Below are 17,000 nucleotides of genomic sequence, written 5' to 3' on the forward strand. Positions count from 1 at the left end.
CCGTCGGCGCCGCCGTCCCGCCGACTGCGGTGGATCCTGCTGGCCGTCGGGACGCTGGCTCTCGGCGTGTTCTCCGTCCTCGTCGCCATCACCCTGGGTCCGGCGAACATCTCGCTCGTGAACGTGCGCGACGTCCTACTGAACCACCTCGGCGTCACCGACGTGCCGGTGAAGGCGAGCAAGGACGCCATCGTCTGGGAGGAACGACTCCCCCGCGCCCTCGTTGCCGCGGCCACCGGCGTCGGTCTCGGAATCTGCGGGGCGGTGATGCAGTCTCTGCTGCGCAACCCGCTGGCCGACCCGTTCGTCCTCGGGATCTCCTCCGGCGCGTCCACGGGCGCCGTCGTGGTGGGTGTGCTCGGTGTCGGCGGCGCCGCGCTGGGACTGTCCGGCGGCGCGTTCGTCGGTGCGCTCGTCGCGTTCGCTCTGGTGCTGTTCCTCGCACGGATGTCCGGCGGGAGCACCGATCGGGTGGTCCTCGCCGGAGTTGCTGCAACGCAACTGTTCTCGGCGCTGACGTCCTTCGTCATCTTCGCGTTCGCGGACTCCGACGAGACCCGCGGCGTCATGTTCTGGCTGCTGGGTTCCTTCGAGGGCGTGCGGTGGAACGACGTCGCACTCTGCGCCGCCGTCGCGGCCCTCGCCGCGATCCTGTGCTGCTGGTACGCGTTCGTGCTCGACGCGTTCTCCTTCGGGAACTCGGTCGCGTCGTCGCTGGGCGTCGACGTCCGACGCGTCCGCCTGGCCCTGCTCGTCGGCACCGCGCTCGTCACCGCGGCGCTCGTCAGCGTCGCCGGCGCGATCGGCTTCGTCGGGCTCGTTCTCCCCCACGCCGCCCGGTTGCTGGTCGGACCGAACCACGCCCGCCTGATTCCGGCGACCGCGCTCATCGGTGCGATCTTCATGGTGTGGGTCGACGCCGTCTCCCGCGTGGCCTTCGCGCCCACGCCCTTGCCGGTCGGCGTCGGCACCGCCCTCGTCGGCGTGCCGGCGTTCATCGCGATCATGGCGAGAGGACGACGCGCATGACGTTGCGAGCATCCGCGGTCACCTGGAATCGCGGCGGCGCCCTGGTGGTCGACGGGGTGACCATCGATCCGCGACCCGGCGAGATGATGGGCCTCCTCGGCCCCAACGGGTCCGGCAAGTCCTCGTTGCTCACCCTCATGGCCGGCGCGGCCGCCCCGACGTCGGGACGGATCGAACTCGACGGCAACGACCTGACGACCCTGCGCCGCAAGCACATCGCCCGCGCGGTCGCCGTCGTGGACCAGCACGCACACACCGACGTCGACGTCACGGTGCGGGACGTGGTCCGGCTGGGCCGCATCCCCCACCGCGGGACGTTCGGACCGTCGGCCGACGACGAGACCGCGGTCGCGGCCGCGCTCGAGCAGACGGGCCTGACCGACAAGGCCGGGTGTCTGTGGCGGCGACTGTCCGGCGGCGAACGTCAGCGCGCGCACATCGCCCGCGCCCTGGCGCAGCAGCCGCGCGAGCTGCTGCTCGACGAACCGACCAACCACCTCGACATCCACCACCAGCTCGAGATCCTGGCTCTGATCGCCCGCCTGCCGATCACGAGCGTCGTCGCCCTGCACGATCTCAACCTCGCTGCACTGTTCTGCGACCGCGTCGTCGTCATGCAGGACGGGCGGGTGGTCGCCGCGGGCAACCCGGCCGACGTACTCACGGAGGATCTCGTGGCACGCGTCTACGGGGTGCGTGCCGTCGTGACCCGGGAGACCGGAGGGCGGGTGCACATCCGCTTCGAACCGGGGGCGCCTACTCCCCCGTCGGACGCACCGCCAGCTCCACCAACTCGGCCTCACGCGGTGTCGTCAGCGCGGTGACGATCAGGTGCGCGATCGTCACCGGCGACATGCCGTGGGCGGCGACGTCGGCACGGAATCTCTCGGCGTCCGACCCGCTGGCGGCGTCGGCGATCGGCGTGGCGACGTAGCCGGGAGCCACCGTGGTGACGCGGACCGGCTCGTCCGCGAGTTCGAGCCGCAATCCCTCGGCGATGGCGTGGGCGGCGAACTTGGTTCCGCTGTACACCCCCATCGTGTCGCGCGGCACCCGTCGTCCCGACAACGAGGACAACACGACGACGTCACCCGCGCCCGAGTCGATCAGGTGCGGGACCGTCGCGCGCAGGGTGTGCAGCAGGCCGATCACGTTGACCTGGACCAGGTTCGCCATGTCCGCCGGGTCGTCGGTGGCAACGTGGGTCGGGCGGGCGACGCCGGCGGAGGCGATCACGCCGTCGAGGCCACCGAGGTCCGTCGCCGCGCGATCGACGGCGGCGATCAGCGCGGCCGCATCGGTGACGTCGGCCGGGACGGCGAGGCCGCCGATCCTGTCGGCCAGCTCCGTGAGCTCCGCTTCACGACGGGCGATCAGCGCGACGCGGGCACCGGCGGACGCGGCGAGACGCGCTGTGGCGGCGCCGATTCCGCTGCTCGCCCCGGTGATCAGGAGGCGTCGCCCGGTCAGCGCGCCCGTCACGAGTCGAGTGTGATGGTCACCGTGACCGCGCCGGAGTTCGACTCGGTGGCCTGCGCCGTCCCGCGGTGCTCGACGCCGGCGATGTCGACGGTCACCGGAGCCGGGTCGGGGCGGAAGTTCCGCCACCACGACTTCTGGCTCGGCGCAACCACTTTCACGGTCACGACATCACCCCGCCTCGAGTAGGCGACCGGCAGGGAGATGCGCCGGCCCGACTTGCGCCCGGTGTAGGTCACGGTGGCGAGGCTCCGGCCGAGGAGCGACCCCAGCCCCGGCACGCGCATGAGCGGCCGCACGAGTGTGTTGGCGGCACCGGACACGGTCTGGAACAGCGTCATGGCGGTCAGTATGAACCAGAACGGTCGGCGGCGGGCGACGCGCACGGGTGGGCTTTTTCTTGAACCATTCCAGTTTGCAAGGCATACTGGGTCCCGTGACCACGACGACGTACACGGAGATGCTGCGCGGTGCGGCCCTTCGCGTCACCCGGCCCCGCCTGGCGGTGCTGGGAGCGGTTCACGACCACCCGCACGCCGACACCGAGACCGTGTTCGGAGCCGTCCGGGCCACCCTGCCCGGCGTCTCCCGGCAGGCCGTCTACGACGTCCTGCACGCTCTGACCGACAGCGGACTCCTTCGTCGGATCCAGCCGTCCGGTTCCGTCGCGCGCTACGAGACGCGGACCGGCGACAATCACCACCACGTCGTGTGCCGCGTCTGCGGCGCGATCGCCGACGTGGACTGTGCGGTGGGATCGGCCCCCTGCCTCACCCCGGTCTCCTCGCACGGGTTCACCGTCGACGAGGCCGAGGTCGTGTACTGGGGTCGGTGCGAAACGTGTTCCGCCCAGCGTCATTCCGTGACACACACCAGTGAACAGCCCACACTCCGGAGGGGAATTTCGTGACCGAAGATCACGTCACTCGCGAAAAAGAGATGAACGAGCACCAGCCCCAGGACGGCGACGCCACCGAGGGCGGCAAGTGTCCGGTCATGCACGACCGGATGCCCACCCCGGTCGAGGGTGGCGGCAACCGTGAGTGGTGGCCGAAGTCGCTCAACCTCAAGATCCTCAAGAAGAACCCCGCCGTGGGCGATCCGATGGGCGCGGACTTCGACTACAAAGCCGAGTTCGAGTCCCTCGACCTGAACGCGGTCAAGGAGGACATCCGGGCGCTGATGACGCAGTCGCAGCCCTGGTGGCCCGCCGACTTCGGCCACTACGGCCCCTTCTTCATCCGTATGGCGTGGCACGCCGCGGGCACCTACCGCAAGCAGGACGGGCGCGGCGGCGCCGGCTCCGGCATGCAGCGCTTCGCGCCGCTGAACAGCTGGCCGGACAACGCCAGCCTCGACAAGGCACGTCGTCTCATCTGGCCGGTCAAGCAGAAGTACGGCCGCAAGCTGTCCTGGGCCGACCTGATCGTGCTCACCGGCAACGTCGCCATCGAGGACATGGGCTTGCCGACCTACGGCTTCGCCGGCGGCCGCGTCGACTCGTGGGAGCCCGAGGAGGACGTGTACTGGGGGCCCGAGCAGACCTGGCTGGGCGACGAGCGCTACTCCGGTGATCGCACGAGCCTCGAGAACCCCCTTGCCGCGGTCCAGATGGGTCTGATCTACGTCAACCCCGAGGGCCCCAACGGTGAGCCCAACCCGCAGCAGTCGGCGCTGGACATCCGCGAGACCTTCGGCCGCATGGCGATGAACGACGTCGAGACCGCCGCACTGGCCGTCGGCGGACACACCTTCGGCAAGGTCCACGGTGCCGCCGATCCCGACAAGTACGTCGGTGCGGAGCCGGAGGGCGCTCCCATCGAGCAGATGGGCCTCGGCTGGAAGAACAGCTACGGCACCGGCCACGGCGCCGACGCCATCACCAGCGGCCTCGAGGGCACCTGGACCCCGACGCCCACCAAGTGGGACAACACCTTCCTCGAGACGCTGTACGGCTACGAGTGGGAGGTCCACAAGGGACCGGGCGGCGCGTGGCAGTGGCGTCCGAAGGACGGCGCCGGAGCCGACCTGGTCCCGGACCCGGCGGACCCGAACAAGCGCCACCAGCCGATGATGCTCACCTCCGACCTCGCGATGCGCGTCGACCCGATCTACGAGAAGATCACGCGCCGCTGGCTCGAGCACCCGGAGGAGCTGGCCGAGGAATTCCAGAAGGCCTGGTTCAAGCTCACCCACCGCGACATGGGACCGGTGTCCCGCTACCTCGGACCCGAGGTGCCGTCGGAGACCCTGCTCTGGCAGGACCCGATCCCGGCCGTTGATCACGAGCTGATCGGTGAGGCGGAGATCGCCGAGCTCAAGTCGACCATCCTGAACTCGGAGCTCACCCCGACGCAGCTGATCAAGGCCGCGTGGGCCGCGGCGTCGTCGTTCCGCGGGTCGGACAAGCGTGGCGGTGCCAACGGTGGTCGCCTGCGCCTGCAGCCGCAGATCGGTTGGGAAGTCAACGAGCCGGACGAGATCGCACAGGTCGTCCGCGTGCTCGAGGGCATCCAGGAGTCCTTCTCGGGGACCGTCTCGTTCGCCGATCTCGTGGTCCTCGGTGGCGTCGCCGCCGTCGAGCAGGCCGCGAAGGAGGCCGGCGTCGCCGTCACCGTCCCGTTCACGCCGGGCCGCATGGACGCGACGCAGGAGAACACCGACGTCGACTCGTTCTCGGACCTCGAGCCGAAGGCCGACGGGTTCCGGAACTTCCTCGGCAAGGGCCAGCGCCTCCCCGCGGAGTACTCGCTGGTCGACCGCGCCAACCTGCTCACGCTCAGCGCTCCCGAGCTGACGGTCCTGGTCGGCGGCCTGCGCGTCCTGGGCGCCAACCACGGCGGCTCCACCCACGGCGTGTTGACGAACTCGGTGGGCACGCTCACCAACGACTTCTTCGTCAACCTGCTCGACATGGGCACCGAGTGGGTCCCGACCGCCGAGGAGGGCATCTACGAGGGCAAGGACGCGGCGACGGGCGAGGTCCGCTGGACCGGTACGCGCAACGACCTGGTGTTCGGCTCGAACTCCGAGCTGCGCGCCCTCGCCGAGGTCTACGCCTGCGACGACGCCAAGGAGAAGTTCGTCCGTGACTTCGTCGCGGCCTGGGACAAGGTCATGATGCTCGATCGCTTCGAGCTCTCCTGATTCGTCCGGATCGCGGTCACGCGACCGACAGCGGCGCCCCCGTACTCACCGAGTGCGGGGGCGCCGCCGTGTGTGCGAGCGAATGGGTCGGCGCAGCACCGCGCGCAGGAGCGTCGACGCCATCGAGCCGTACCCCGCGACGCTTCGCCGCTGCGTCGCGATCGAGAACACCGTCGTCGTGATCCCCGGCGCGGGCGGTCGGCCGGCGACGCGGTCCGCGAGCCAGGCGAGGGACAACGGCACCGAGAGCGGCAACAACGTGATGTGTTCGCTGGTCCGGTCACGCAGGTACTCCACCGACGCTCCCGCGTCCCGGTAGCGCCGCACCTGCCCGTCGACGTCGTCGACGGCGATGATCTGGTCGTGCGTCGCCTGCACCACGAGCATCGGGAACTCGGGAGCCGTACCGCCGGGGCGGATCTCGTCGAAGATCGCCACCATCTCCGGCAGTGCCACCAGCTCGGTGAGCGGCAGTGTGGTGTGGCGAGAGAAGTCGTACCCCCGCAGCCGGACGATGGCGGCCATCGTGGTCATTCGCTCGACCGAGGTCAGGACGGCCAGGCCCTCCGCGGTCACGTACCGGTGCAACAGCCGGTCGAAATCCGGGTACGTGCGGCGGAGACCGGCCACGACCAGAATCGGGAGGGCGGCGTACGGAGTTCCGTTGAGCCGGAGGAAGGCCGACGCCGGGTCGCCCACCGGAGAGCCGAGCACCGCCCCCACGACGTTGAGTTCGGGCGCGTGCTCCGCGACACCTTCCGCGGCCCAGGACGACGCCAGTCCGCCGCCCGAGTATCCCCACATCGCCACCGGCGTGTCGGCCGGAGAGGCGGCGCGTTCGAAGGACAGGGTGGCCCGCACGGCGTCCAGCGTGCAGTACCCGGGTTCGGACGGAGCGCCCCAATGCCCCTCGGCCCCTTCGTGATCCGGGATGGTGACGGTCCACCCCAGGCGCATGGCGTGCAGCGCCAGGAGGAATTCGAACTGCGGCACCGTACCGCGCGCGTGCGCGTGCCACCGCAGCGCGTAGGACGGGAAGGACCGACCGGACACCGCGTCGATGGCGCATTGGTACGACAGCAGGGGTCGTCCGCCGGCGCTGCCCCGGCCCGAATCGGCCGGGAGCAGCACCGTGGTGACACTCACGTGCGGACGGTTCTCCAGATCACGGGTACGGAACAGCAACTGCCACGCGTCGATGCGCTGCCGTAGCCGCCCGAAGAGCGCCAGACGCACCGGCCGCGTGCGCAGCACGGTTCCGCACGCCACGGTCTCCCAGCCGTCGGGCGCGGTGTAGAACGGGTCACGCTCCGGCGGCGTCACCGGGCCTTCGGACCATTCCTCCGCCACCCACGATGTCGCGGTGGCGTCCTCCGGTTCGACCGGTCGCGGTGCAGTCATGGGGACTGTCTACCCCGTGAGGTCGGCCTAGCCCTCGACGGTACCCACGACGGTCGCGGGGTCGTCGTCCGTCGCGCGCGCCAGCGGCGGCACCAGCGCGTCGACGGCGTACGGCAGCGACAGCGGCGAGGCGAACCCGAGCGCGGCCGGCACGTCGGTGCCGAACTTACCGGTGTAGACGGTGCGGTCCTCCCGGACGACGGGCAGGCTCTGCAGCAGGGCGTCGTTCGCGACGTCCTCGCGGTCGACACCGAGGAGGACCAGGGTGTCCTGGTTCAGCAGGTCGTAGCGCTCCGCGCTGACCGTGCCCGTGGTCTCGGGGGTCACGAAGCCGAGGTCGGTGAAGAAGCGGTTGCGGGGGTCGCCCGCCTCGAGGATGTAGAAGGTGCCGTCGAGGTAGAGCGCCACGGCGGCGGTGCGGCCGGCGAACGACGGGTTCTCGGCGGTGGCCGTCGCGAACGACTCCTCCACCGACTCCCGCACGGTGTCGGCCTCCGCCGCGCGTCCCAGGGCCGTGCCGTAGGCCGCGAGTTGATCGCGCCACCCCGGCGTCTCCTCGCCGTCCGCTCCGGGGATGTCCCCGACGGTGGTGGCGATGCCGCCGAGCTGCTCGTACTGCGACGGCTCGAGGTAGGCGTAGGTGGCCATGATGAGATCCGGCGACGCCGCCGCCACACCCTCGAGGTCGAGCGTGTCGCTGCCGACCTCGGGAATGTCGGTGCCCGCCAGCTGCTCCTGCGCCCAGGGGCGGGTGCGGTACTCGTATCCGGTGAATCCGCGGGTGGCCACGGGCGTCACACCCAGCGCGAGCGCGAAGTCCTGGTCGTTGTAGCCGGCGGTGACGACGCGCTCGGGCGCCGACTCGACGGTGACCGTGCCGAACTTGTCGGTGATCTGCGCGGGGAACGCGCCGTCGGACGATCCGCCGGCGGGAGCGCCGTCGTCACCCGAACTGCACGCAGCGGTGCCGAGCAACAGAACCGCGGCGGCGGCGGAGAGGGCGACGGTGTGGCGCATGCGGGGCCTTTCGACGGAACGACGGGTCGAGGTAAGGCTAACCTCACGGCTCGGACGCGTCGGCGTCGGCACCTACCCCAGTTCCAGCGCGGCGGCGAGACGGCGCCAGTCCTCGACCGGCGGAACCGCCATCGACTCCCCCAACACCTGCAGCAGCACGGTCGTCGCCCCGGCGTCGAGGTGCTCGTGGACCCGGCGGACGGTGGCGTCGAGCCCACGCGTGACCATGGCGTCGGCCAAGCGGTCACTGCCTCCGCGGACGAAGTCCTCCTCGCCGAAACCCAGTCGCGCCCAGTTGTTCCGGTAGTTCGGCAGGCCGGTGTAGATGTTGAGGTGGGCGTGCGCACGTTCGCTCCACACGCTCTCGTCGGCGTCCGCGGCCGGGTCGACCACGGCGGCCTGCTCGACGATCAGTCGGGGCCGATCCGCGTCTCCGGCATCGAGGGTCTCGCGGGCCGTCGCCGTGTGCTCGGGCGTCACGAGGTACGGGTGCGCGCCGGCCGTCCGGTCGCGCGAGAGCTCGAGCATCCTCGGCCCCAGGGCGGCCAGAACGCGGGGTGCGTTCGCCTCCTCCCCCGCCACTGCGGCCGGCGCCGCGTCGAGCGCGTCCAGGTAGTCCCGCATCGCCGCGACGGGCTTGCCGTACAGGTGGCCGCGCATGCGCTCGACCAGGGGTGCGTGCGAGACACCGAGTCCGAGGACGAACCGACCGCCCGACGTCGCATGGAGCGTTCGGGACGCCGCGGCCGTCGCCACCGCGTCTCGGGCGTAGATGCTGGCGATTCCCGTGCCCACCTCGAGCCGCTCGGTCGCGGACAGGTAGAGCTGGGCCGCGGTGAGGGCCTCGCGCCCGTAGGCCTCGCCGAACCACAGGGACTGCCACCCCTGCGCCTCGATCTCGCGTGCGGCGTCCTGCGCCTGCCGCGCCGGGACGCCGTCGAGCGTGCCGGTCCAGAGTCCGATGGTGGGGCGTGGGTCCGGTGTCGTCATGGACGTCAGTGTGCCCCGCCGCGTTCGAGGACAACCCGGAGGCGATCGAGCGTCGCCTCGATGTTGGCGGTGTTCCCGGCTGCCCGGTCTCGCACGCCGGTCGCGAACCCGCCGAGCCCGACGAACCACGACGGCCGACGGTCCCACATGCGTTCGGTGACGAGCGTGCCGTTCTCGGTCGGCTCCAGGTCGTAGCGCCAGTGCGCGATCGGCACGATTCCGCGGGGGCCGTAGTCCACGTCGAAGGCGAAGACCCGGCCCTCGGTCGTGTCGGTGACGGTGCAGCGGGTCGACCACCGACGCAGTCCGTTGCGGTTGTGGCCGCGGAACACCGCCCCCGGCTCCGCCCGCGTTCCGGACACCCACTCCATCGACTCGGCCTCGACGGCGATCGACGCCAGTCCGGACAGATCCGTGACGAGGGCGAACACCGCGTCCGGGGCGACCCGGACCGTCGTGGTTCCGGAGGCGAGCGCGGGGCCGGTCGGAGTGGGCACGCGACGAGCCTAGGTGACCGCCGGCCTCGCCGGTCGAGAGTCGGACGTGTCGCGCAGAGTCAAGAACGCGGTCGAGCCATCCGGCAGTCTCGGGAGTCGCATCGTCTTGTCGTCGACCCCTCAGGAGAGCTCGTGCCGAAGTTGCCCCCGTTCCGTTTCCCCGGTTCCGTCGCGCTGGTCACCGGCGCCGCGAGCGGCATGGGCGAACAGATGGCCTACGAACTGGCGCGCCGGGGAACCGATCTGGTGATCCTCGACCGCGATCGGGAACGGCTGGCGGACGTCGAGAAGGCACTGCACGCGCAGTCGCCCGGGCGATCCGTCGACGCCGTGGTGGCCGACCTGTCCGATCTCGACGCCCTCGGTCTCGTGCTCGAGGGTGTGCTCGACCGACACCCCAGGATCGACCTGCTGATCAACAACGCCGGAATTGCCTTCGGCGGCTCCTTCGAGCAGCTCAGCGCCAAGGACTTCGACTCCGTGATGACCATCAACTTCACCGCCCCCGTCGAGATCACGCGACGCCTGCTCCCGACCCTGCTGAAATCACCGGGCGCGCACATCGTCAACATCTCGTCGCTGTTCGGCATCGTCGCCCCGCCCGGGCAGTCTGCCTACTCGTCGAGCAAGTTCGCCATCCGCGGCTTCACGGAGAGCCTGCGCCACGAGCTCGTCGGTCGCGTCGGCGTCACCTCGGTGCACCCCGGCGGCATCAAGACCCGCATCGCGGAGACGGCCGGTACTGCGGCCGGCGCCACGGAGAAGGAGATCGCCGACGGCAAGGCCACGTTCGCGCGGCTCCTGACCTACCCCGCCGACAAGGCAGCGTTGCGCATCCTCGACGGCGTCGAGAAGCGCAAGGGCCGAGTGCTCATCGCGGCCAGCGCGTTCAGCGTGGACGCCCTGGCCCGCCTGTTCCCGTCGTCGTACTACGCGGTGATGCGCCGCGCGATGTGAGACTCAGGAGAGATCGAGAGCGGCGACCAGGTCGGCTTCCACGCGTGCCTTGGTCACGCCGAGCGACGTGAGCAGACCGTCGCCGTTCTCGTTCTCCAGCAGGGCGAGCAGCACGTGTTCGGTTCCCGCGTAGTCGTGACCGAGCCGCAGCGCCTCGCGGAAGGTCAGTTCCAACGCCTTCCTGGCGGCGGCGTCGAAGGGGATCAGCGGTGCCTGCTCGGCATCCGCGTCGAGGGTCGGTCCGGTCACCGCCAGCGCGGCCTCGCGGATCTCGTCCGCCGACGGCCCCTGCGCGGCGAGGAACCTGTACCCCAGCGAATCTGGTTGCGCGAGCAGGCCGAGCACCAGGTGAGCCGGTGAGATGGCGGTCGAGCGCAGTCGGTGCGCTTCGTTCTGCGACACGACCACCACGTTTCGCGCCCGCGGCGTGAAGCGCGAGAAGCCTTGACTCGCGTCCATCGGCGCGTCGTCCGACGCTTTGGGGACGAATTTCTTCTGTGCCGCCTGCTTGGTGACGCCCATGCTCCTGCCGATGTCCGCCCACGAGGCGCCGGACCGGCGCGCCTGGTCGACGTTGCTCGGTCGGTCCAGGGCGTCGGGATGGGTCGAGGTTGACGACTGTGCATCGTCAACGAGCGGTTGACGCTCCGACGCGCTCGCGACGTGGCGTGCCCTTCAACGTCTTGCTCAGATCGCCCCGGAGCGTGGTGAGGCTGTCGAGCACGTAGTTCTGCCGCACCTGCCACGGGCCGCGATCGCCCTGGCGCGGGAACGCGTCGATGGACCGCTGGACGTAGCCGGACTGCAGGTCGAGCAGCGGCCGTTCCTCGAGCGGACCGTCCGGCGTGGGAACCACGGCACCGAAACCGCGCTTGTCCATGAACTCCAGAACGCGGCACACCAGGCGGTGGGTGATGTCGGCTCGCAGCGTCCAGGACGCGTTGGTGTACCCGATGCAGATCGCGAAGTTCGGAACGCCGGTCATCATCGCGCCTTGCCAGACGAACTGCTCGGACAGCGTCACCGGCGAGTCGTCGACGCGCAGCTCGATGCCGCCGAACGCCAGCAGCTGCAGGCCCGTCGCGGTGATCACGATGTCCGCGGGCAACGTGGCGCCCGAGACCAGCTTGATGCCGTCGGCCTCGACCCGCTCGATGCGGTCGGTCACCACCGACGCCTTCCCCTTCTTCATCGCCTTGAACAGGTCGGCGTCGGGCACCGCGCAGAGGCGCTGGTCCCAGGGGTTGTACTCGGGGGTGAAGTGCTGGGAGACGAGCTTCTCGTCCTTCAGGATCCGGGTCGAGAGGTTGGTCAGCAGCTTCCGGGCGGCCTGCGGACGACGGCGGCAGAACTGGTAGAACGCCGTCGTGAATGCGATGTTCTTCAGCCGGATCACCGTGTGCGCCAGCTGCGCCGGCAGGTACTTGCGCAGAGCGTCCGCCTGCTTGTCGCGACCGGGCACGGCGCTGATCCACGTGGGCGTGCGCTGCAGCATGGTGACGTGCTCGGCGTCGGGCGCCATGGACGGCACCAGGGTCACCGCGGTGGCCCCACTGCCGATGACCACCACCCGCTTGCCCGTCCAGTCCAGGTCCTCGGGCCAGAACTGCGGGTGCACCACCGTGCCGGCGAAGGTGTCGAGACCGGGAATGTCGGGGTCGTACCCCTTGTCGTAGTCGTAGTACCCGGCGCAGCTGTAGAGGAACGTGCAGGTCAGCGTCTCGGAGTGGGTGCGGCCCTGCTCGTCGGTGACCTGCAGATCGAGCGTCCACAGCGAGTCCGCCGTGGAGAAGTTCGCGCCGATAACCTTGGTGCCGAACCGGACGTGCTGGTCGATGCCGAACTCGCGCGCCGTCTCGTGGATGTAGTCGAGGATCGACGCCCCGTCCGCGATGGACTTCGCGTCGCGCCAGGGCTTGAACTGGTAGCCGAGGGTGTACATGTCGGAGTCCGACCGCACCCCGGGGTACCGGAAAAGATCCCAGGTGCCCCCGATGGCCTGCCGCGCTTCGAGAATGGCCCAGGTCTTGTCCGGGTGCTCGGTGGACAGGCGGTATCCCGCGCCGATGCCGGACAGTCCGGCTCCGACGACGACGACGTCGACGTCGAGATGGCGGGCGTGGTCGCGTTCGGTGGAGGTCATGGCATCCAGTGTCCCCATCGGACTCGACCGACGCTTGACTTCATACGACAAGTCCTTGACTCTGTGCGACATGCCCGCCATCAGATCCGCCGGTCTTCGCGGTTTCCGCGCCGCGGTGGCGGAACTCGGCGGCGACGCCGAAGCGTTCGCCCGGACCGCCGGGCTGCCGGTGGCCGCGCTGGACGCGGACGACCTCCTCGTCGAGGACATCGCCATGGCGGCCACCCTCGAGGTGGCGGCCAACGCCCTGCAGTGCCCCGACCTGGGACTGCGCATCGCCCGCCGGCAGGACCTCGGGATGCTGGGGCCGCTCGCGCTGGCCATCCAGAACTCGTCCACCGTCGGCGAGGCGCTCGAGTGCACCGAGCGGTACCTCTTCGTGCACGCGCAGTCGCTCTCGCTCGCCGTGGAGGAGGATCCGTACGGCGCCCCGGGCGTGGTGGCCCTGCGGTACGGCGTGCCCGCGGGCCTGATTGCGCCGATCCAGGGCACCGATCTCGGGCTGGGCTTCCTGCACCGCGCGACCGTCGCGCTCGTCGGCGGCCCCTACGGGCTGCGGTCGGTGGAACTGCCGTACGACCCGCCCGCTCCTCTCGAGGTCTACGAGCGATTCTTCGGCGTCGCCGTCCGTCCCGGCCGAGCCGCGGCCCTGTTGCGGGTGCCGGCCACCCTGGCCGCGCGGCCACTGCACGGCGGCGACGACGCGCTGCGCCGCCTGGCGTTGGCGTTCCTCGCGCAATCGGGTCCGGGCGGGGGTCCCGAGGTCTCGCCCCGCGTCCGCGCCATCGTCGGCCAGTCCCTCGGCACCGGGGTTCCGACGGTGTCCGGCGCCGCGCACCTGCTCTCGATGCACCCGCGGACACTGCAACGTCGACTGGCCGACGAGGGCACGTCGTTCGGCGCGATCCTCGACGACGCGCGCCGCGACGAGGCTCGGCGCTACCTCACCACCACCGACCTGCCGATGACCCAGATCGCCGCCGCCGTCGGTCTGGCCGAACAGTCGACGTTCACGCGAGCCTGTCGCCGCTGGTGGGGCCGAACCCCGACGGACGTCAGACGTCGAGGAACACCCTGATGGGTGGGCTCAGCCGAACTCGGTCGACGGCACGTCGGTCTCGTCGTCGGTGATCGCGGCGACAATGCGGTCGGCGACCACGTCCGGATCGAGTCCCTCGGGCATCCGCGGCGCCTCGCCGGCCACCGGTCGCGTCGCTAGACCGGTCTCGGTATGCGGCGGTCGGACGTCGACGATGCGGATCTTCCGCCGTCGGGCCTCGGGGCGCGCCGCCGCGAGGAACGCGCCGATGCCGGCCTTGGACGCGCTGTACGCGGCCATGCCTCCGACGGGTTTCTCGGCCACGACGGCGCCGAGGTTGACCACCACGCCGCCTTCCCCGACCGCGCCGAGCGCGGCGCGGACCAGGCGCAACGGTGCGATGAGGTTGACGAGCAGCAGATCGTCGACCGTGTCGTCGTCGACCTCGGCCGCGGGGCCGAAGGCCACCACGCCGGACGCGATCACCACCCCGTCGAGACGGCCCGCGTGCTCGGCGGCCTCGGCGACGAATCGCCCCGGCACGGTCGGGTCGATGAGGTCCCCCGTGAGCACGTGCGCGTCGGCGCCGCCCACCTCGGCGACCCGGTCCGCGTCGCGGCCGGCCAGGGAGACCGACGCGCCGGCGTCCCGGAGCCGCCGAACGATGCGCTGTCCGAGCGCGCCGGATGCCCCCACCACCAGGAAGTGCTTGCTGTCGAGGTCCATCTCACGCCCCCATCTCGGCGAGTGGAGCCACCACGGCAGCCGTCGCCGCCCGAGCCCATCCCGCCGGATCGTCGCCGTGCGGGTTCAGGCAGACCGTGTCGATGCCCATCGCGGCGTAGGTCTCCATCTCGCGGAGGAACCCGTCGCGATCGGCGACCGGGTCGAGGGAGGAGATGATGGTCTTCTCGATCTCGTCGGGATCGCGTCCTTCGCGCTCGCAGTGCTCGCGCAGCACGGCGAGCTTGTGCGCGACGGTGTCGGTGTCCGCGGCGAACAGGTTGCAGAGCGAGGCGTAGCGGGCCACGAACGCGAGGGTCTTCTTCTCGCCCGACCCGCCCACCATGATCGGCGGGGCCGGCGCCTGCAGCGGCCGGGGTTCGCAGATGGTCTCCTCGAGGGAGTAGTGCGCACCGCGATACGGGCCGTCGTCGTCGCTCCACATCTGCCGCACGATCTGCAGGGTCTCCTCGAGTCGCTCGAACCGCTCCTTCATCGGCGGGAACGGGACACCGAGACCCTTGTGCTCACGCTCGTACCACGCGGCGCCGATGCCGAGCAGCGCGCGCCCGCCCGAGAGCACGTCGAGCGTGGTGACGGTCTTCGCGAGCAACCCGGGATGCCGGTAGGTCACTCCCGTCACCAGCAGGCCGAGCCGGATCGACTCGGTCCGACCGGCCAGGAACCCCAGGCCGGTGTACCCCTCGAGCATCGGGTCCTGCGCGGTGGCGAGGTTCTCCATCTGGAACCAGTGGTCCATCAGGGTGAACAGCGTGCACCCGCCGTCCTCGGCGGCGCGGGCGGTGTCGGACAGCAGGGTCGCCGTCGCGGCCGCACCGCCCGGGTAGGAGAAATACGGGTAGTGGACGGCGAGATGCACGGCTGATCCTCTCGTTCCGGCGGTCACCGAGTGTGCCCGGTCACCGATGCTTCGGTCACACCGGAGCGTACGGACGAGTCGGATCGGGAACACCCATGTCGGGCTCGCGCGAATCCTGTCGGGACGGAAGACTAGCGTTGAGCCGTACACCGGACCTTTTTTCTAGGAGCGATACACATGAGCGAGACGAACGAGAAGAAGCGCCACCACGTCGTCGTCATCGGTTCCGGCTTCGGTGGCCTCTTCGGCACGCAGGCGCTCAAGCGGGCCGACGTCGACGTCACGCTCATCGCCCGCACCACCCACCACCTGTTCCAGCCGTTGCTGTACCAGGTGGCCACCGGCATCCTGTCCGTCGGCGAGATCGCCCCGGCCACCCGCGTCATCCTGCGCAAGCAGAAGAACGCCGAGGTGCTGATGGGCGACGTCGAGCGGATCGATCTGACGAACAACACCGTCACGTCGCGACTGCTCGAGCGGGAGACGGTGACCCACTTCGACAGCCTGATCGTGGCCGCCGGAGCGCAGCAGTCGTACTTCGGCAACGATCACTTCGCCGAGTTCGCCCCCGGCATGAAGACCATCGACGACGCTCTCGAGCTCCGTGGGCGCATTCTCGGCGCGTTCGAGCAGGCCGAGCTGTCCACCGATCCGGCCGAGCGCGAGCGTCTCATGACTTTCGTCGTGGTCGGCGCCGGCCCCACCGGTGTCGAGCTGGCCGGCCAGATTTCCGAACTCGCGACCCGCACGCTCGACGGCGCATTCCGCAACATCGACGCGCGCGACGCCAAGGTGGTCCTTCTCGACGCGGCCCCCGCGGTGCTGCCGCCGATGGGCAAGAAGCTGGGCGAGAAGGCCGCGAACCGCCTCCGCAAGCTCGGTGTGGACATCCAGCTGAACGCGATGGTCACCGGAGTGGACAACGACGGCATCACGGTCAAGGACAAGGACGGCAGCGAGCGCCGCATCGAGGCGCAGTGCAAGGTCTGGTCGGCCGGCGTGCAGGCGAGCCCGCTCGGCAAGCAGCTCGCCGAGCAGTCCGACGGCACGGAGGTCGACCGCGCCGGCCGCGTGATCGTCGAGCCCGATCTCACGGTCAAGGGCCACCCGAACGTCTTCGTCGTGGGCGACATGATGTCCGTGCCGGACGTCCCGGGCATGGCGCAGGGCGCCATCCAGGGCGCTCGCTACGCCGCCAAGGCCATCAAGGCCGGCCTCGACGGGCAGGAGCCGAGCCAGCGCAAGCCGTTCTCCTATTTCGACAAGGGCTCGATGGCCACCGTGTCGCGGTTCAGCGCGGTCTGCAAGGTGGGCAAGCTCGAGTTCGGCGGCTTCATCGCCTGGGTCGCGTGGCTGGGCCTGCACCTCTTCTACCAGGTGGGATACCGCAACCGGCTCACCACGGTCATCTCGTGGTTCGTGACGTTCCTCGGCCGCGGACGTGCGCAGATGGCGTCGACGGAACAGCAGGTGTTCGCCCGACTGGCCATCGAACAACTCAATTCACTGGAGAAGGAGAACCGCATCGACGACGCTGCTCTCCCCACGCGCACCATCGACGCGAACTCGGCGGCGGGACGTCGGGATTCGAAGGCCGACGCCGACGCCGAGGGGCGACGCAAGCAGGTCGACAGCACGGAGAAGCGGGCGGCGTCGGGGGCGTCCCCGACCAGCGCCGAACGCGCGGGCTGATCGGGG

General features: G+C 70.4%; 16 protein-coding genes and 1 pseudogene. 7 read left to right on the forward strand and 10 right to left on the reverse strand.

What is annotated here, in order from left to right; translation table 11 throughout:
• The first annotated feature begins 66 nt into the window (after nt 1-66).
• Together A3Q40_RS08755 and A3Q40_RS08760 are read left to right on the forward strand one after the other, a co-directional pair.
• Nucleotides 67-1,029 carry a FecCD family ABC transporter permease gene (locus A3Q40_RS08755; RefSeq protein WP_082833837.1) on the forward strand — a complete coding sequence of 321 codons (963 nt, stop codon included), beginning with the start codon at nt 67-69 and terminating at the stop codon, nt 1,027-1,029.
• On the forward strand, nt 1,026-1,853 hold the full coding sequence (locus A3Q40_RS08760) for an ABC transporter ATP-binding protein (protein WP_068101438.1): 828 nt from the start codon (nt 1,026-1,028) through the stop codon (nt 1,851-1,853). Before A3Q40_RS08755 ends, A3Q40_RS08760 begins: the two co-directional genes overlap by 4 nt.
• Here A3Q40_RS08760 and A3Q40_RS08765 read toward each other — a convergent pair.
• On the reverse strand, nt 1,786-2,511 hold the full coding sequence (locus A3Q40_RS08765; RefSeq protein ID WP_068101441.1) for an SDR family oxidoreductase: 726 nt from the start codon (nt 2,509-2,511) through the stop codon (nt 1,786-1,788). The genes A3Q40_RS08760 and A3Q40_RS08765 overlap by 68 nt on opposite strands.
• Nucleotides 2,508-2,849 carry a nitroreductase/quinone reductase family protein gene (locus A3Q40_RS08770; protein WP_068101444.1) on the reverse strand — a complete coding sequence of 114 codons (342 nt, stop codon included), beginning with the start codon at nt 2,847-2,849 and terminating at the stop codon, nt 2,508-2,510. The genes A3Q40_RS08765 and A3Q40_RS08770 overlap by 4 nt, the downstream gene beginning before the upstream one ends.
• A 119-nt stretch (nt 2,850-2,968) precedes the next feature.
• On the opposite strand from A3Q40_RS08770, the gene A3Q40_RS08775 reads away from it, so the two are divergent.
• Entirely contained in the window at nt 2,969-3,418 is a 450-nt protein-coding gene (locus tag A3Q40_RS08775) for a Fur family transcriptional regulator (protein ID WP_068101445.1), read from the forward strand.
• Between the two features lie 29 nt (nt 3,419-3,447).
• Complete coding sequence (gene katG / locus A3Q40_RS08780; RefSeq protein ID WP_068101446.1) at nt 3,448-5,655, forward strand: catalase/peroxidase HPI; 2,208 nt, start codon at nt 3,448-3,450, stop codon at nt 5,653-5,655.
• A 45-nt stretch (nt 5,656-5,700) separates the two neighbouring features.
• On the opposite strand, the gene A3Q40_RS08785 is transcribed toward katG, so the two are convergent.
• The 4 genes from A3Q40_RS08785 to A3Q40_RS08800 form a co-directional block, all read right to left on the reverse strand.
• Nucleotides 5,701-7,056, reverse strand: a complete 1,356-nt coding sequence (locus A3Q40_RS08785) for a lipase family protein (RefSeq protein WP_068101452.1) — start codon at nt 7,054-7,056, stop codon at nt 5,701-5,703.
• A gap of 27 nt (nt 7,057-7,083) precedes the next feature.
• On the reverse strand, nt 7,084-8,073 hold the full coding sequence (locus A3Q40_RS08790) for an ABC transporter substrate-binding protein (protein WP_068101454.1): 990 nt from the start codon (nt 8,071-8,073) through the stop codon (nt 7,084-7,086).
• Between the two features lie 72 nt (nt 8,074-8,145).
• Nucleotides 8,146-9,063 (reverse strand): TIGR03620 family F420-dependent LLM class oxidoreductase, encoded by a 918-nt coding sequence (locus A3Q40_RS08795; RefSeq protein WP_068101459.1) that lies wholly within the window; start codon nt 9,061-9,063, stop codon nt 8,146-8,148.
• Nucleotides 9,064-9,068: 5 nt separating this feature from the next.
• The gene (locus A3Q40_RS08800) at nt 9,069-9,560 is read right to left on the reverse strand and encodes an SRPBCC family protein (protein WP_068101461.1); all 492 of its coding nucleotides are present in this window, start codon (nt 9,558-9,560) and stop codon (nt 9,069-9,071) included.
• A gap of 132 nt (nt 9,561-9,692) precedes the next feature.
• Between A3Q40_RS08800 and A3Q40_RS08805 the strand changes: the two genes are divergently transcribed.
• Nucleotides 9,693-10,517: an SDR family NAD(P)-dependent oxidoreductase gene (locus A3Q40_RS08805; protein WP_201132969.1), complete on the forward strand. Its 825-nt coding sequence runs from the start codon at nt 9,693-9,695 to the stop codon at nt 10,515-10,517.
• A gap of 3 nt (nt 10,518-10,520) precedes the next feature.
• Here A3Q40_RS08805 and A3Q40_RS08810 read toward each other — a convergent pair.
• Nucleotides 10,521-11,090 (reverse strand): annotated as a pseudogene (locus tag A3Q40_RS08810) (Clp protease N-terminal domain-containing protein); the annotation flags it as partial.
• A gap of 55 nt (nt 11,091-11,145) precedes the next feature.
• A complete protein-coding gene (locus A3Q40_RS08815) occupies nt 11,146-12,660 on the reverse strand; it encodes a flavin-containing monooxygenase (RefSeq protein WP_068101464.1) in 1,515 nt (504 codons plus the stop codon).
• Between the two features lie 70 nt (nt 12,661-12,730).
• On the opposite strand from A3Q40_RS08815, the gene A3Q40_RS08820 reads away from it, so the two are divergent.
• Nucleotides 12,731-13,738: an AraC family transcriptional regulator gene (locus A3Q40_RS08820; protein ID WP_068105700.1), complete on the forward strand. Its 1,008-nt coding sequence runs from the start codon at nt 12,731-12,733 to the stop codon at nt 13,736-13,738.
• Nucleotides 13,739-13,747: 9 nt separating this feature from the next.
• Here A3Q40_RS08820 and A3Q40_RS08825 read toward each other — a convergent pair whose 3' ends face one another.
• Together A3Q40_RS08825 and A3Q40_RS08830 are read right to left on the reverse strand one after the other, a co-directional pair.
• Entirely contained in the window at nt 13,748-14,425 is a 678-nt protein-coding gene (locus tag A3Q40_RS08825; RefSeq protein ID WP_068101466.1) for an SDR family NAD(P)-dependent oxidoreductase, read from the reverse strand.
• Nucleotide 14,426: 1 nt separating this feature from the next.
• The gene (locus A3Q40_RS08830; RefSeq protein WP_068101469.1) at nt 14,427-15,302 is read right to left on the reverse strand and encodes an LLM class F420-dependent oxidoreductase; all 876 of its coding nucleotides are present in this window, start codon (nt 15,300-15,302) and stop codon (nt 14,427-14,429) included.
• A gap of 177 nt (nt 15,303-15,479) precedes the next feature.
• Here A3Q40_RS08830 and A3Q40_RS08835 point away from each other — a divergent pair, with 177 nt between their 5' ends.
• A complete protein-coding gene (locus tag A3Q40_RS08835; protein WP_082833839.1) occupies nt 15,480-16,994 on the forward strand; it encodes an NAD(P)/FAD-dependent oxidoreductase in 1,515 nt (504 codons plus the stop codon).
• Nucleotides 16,995-17,000 lie beyond the last annotated feature (6 nt).

It is taken from the genome of Rhodococcus sp. PBTS 1, assembly GCF_001620025.1.
GTDB lineage: Bacteria > Actinomycetota > Actinomycetes > Mycobacteriales > Mycobacteriaceae > Rhodococcoides > Rhodococcoides kroppenstedtii.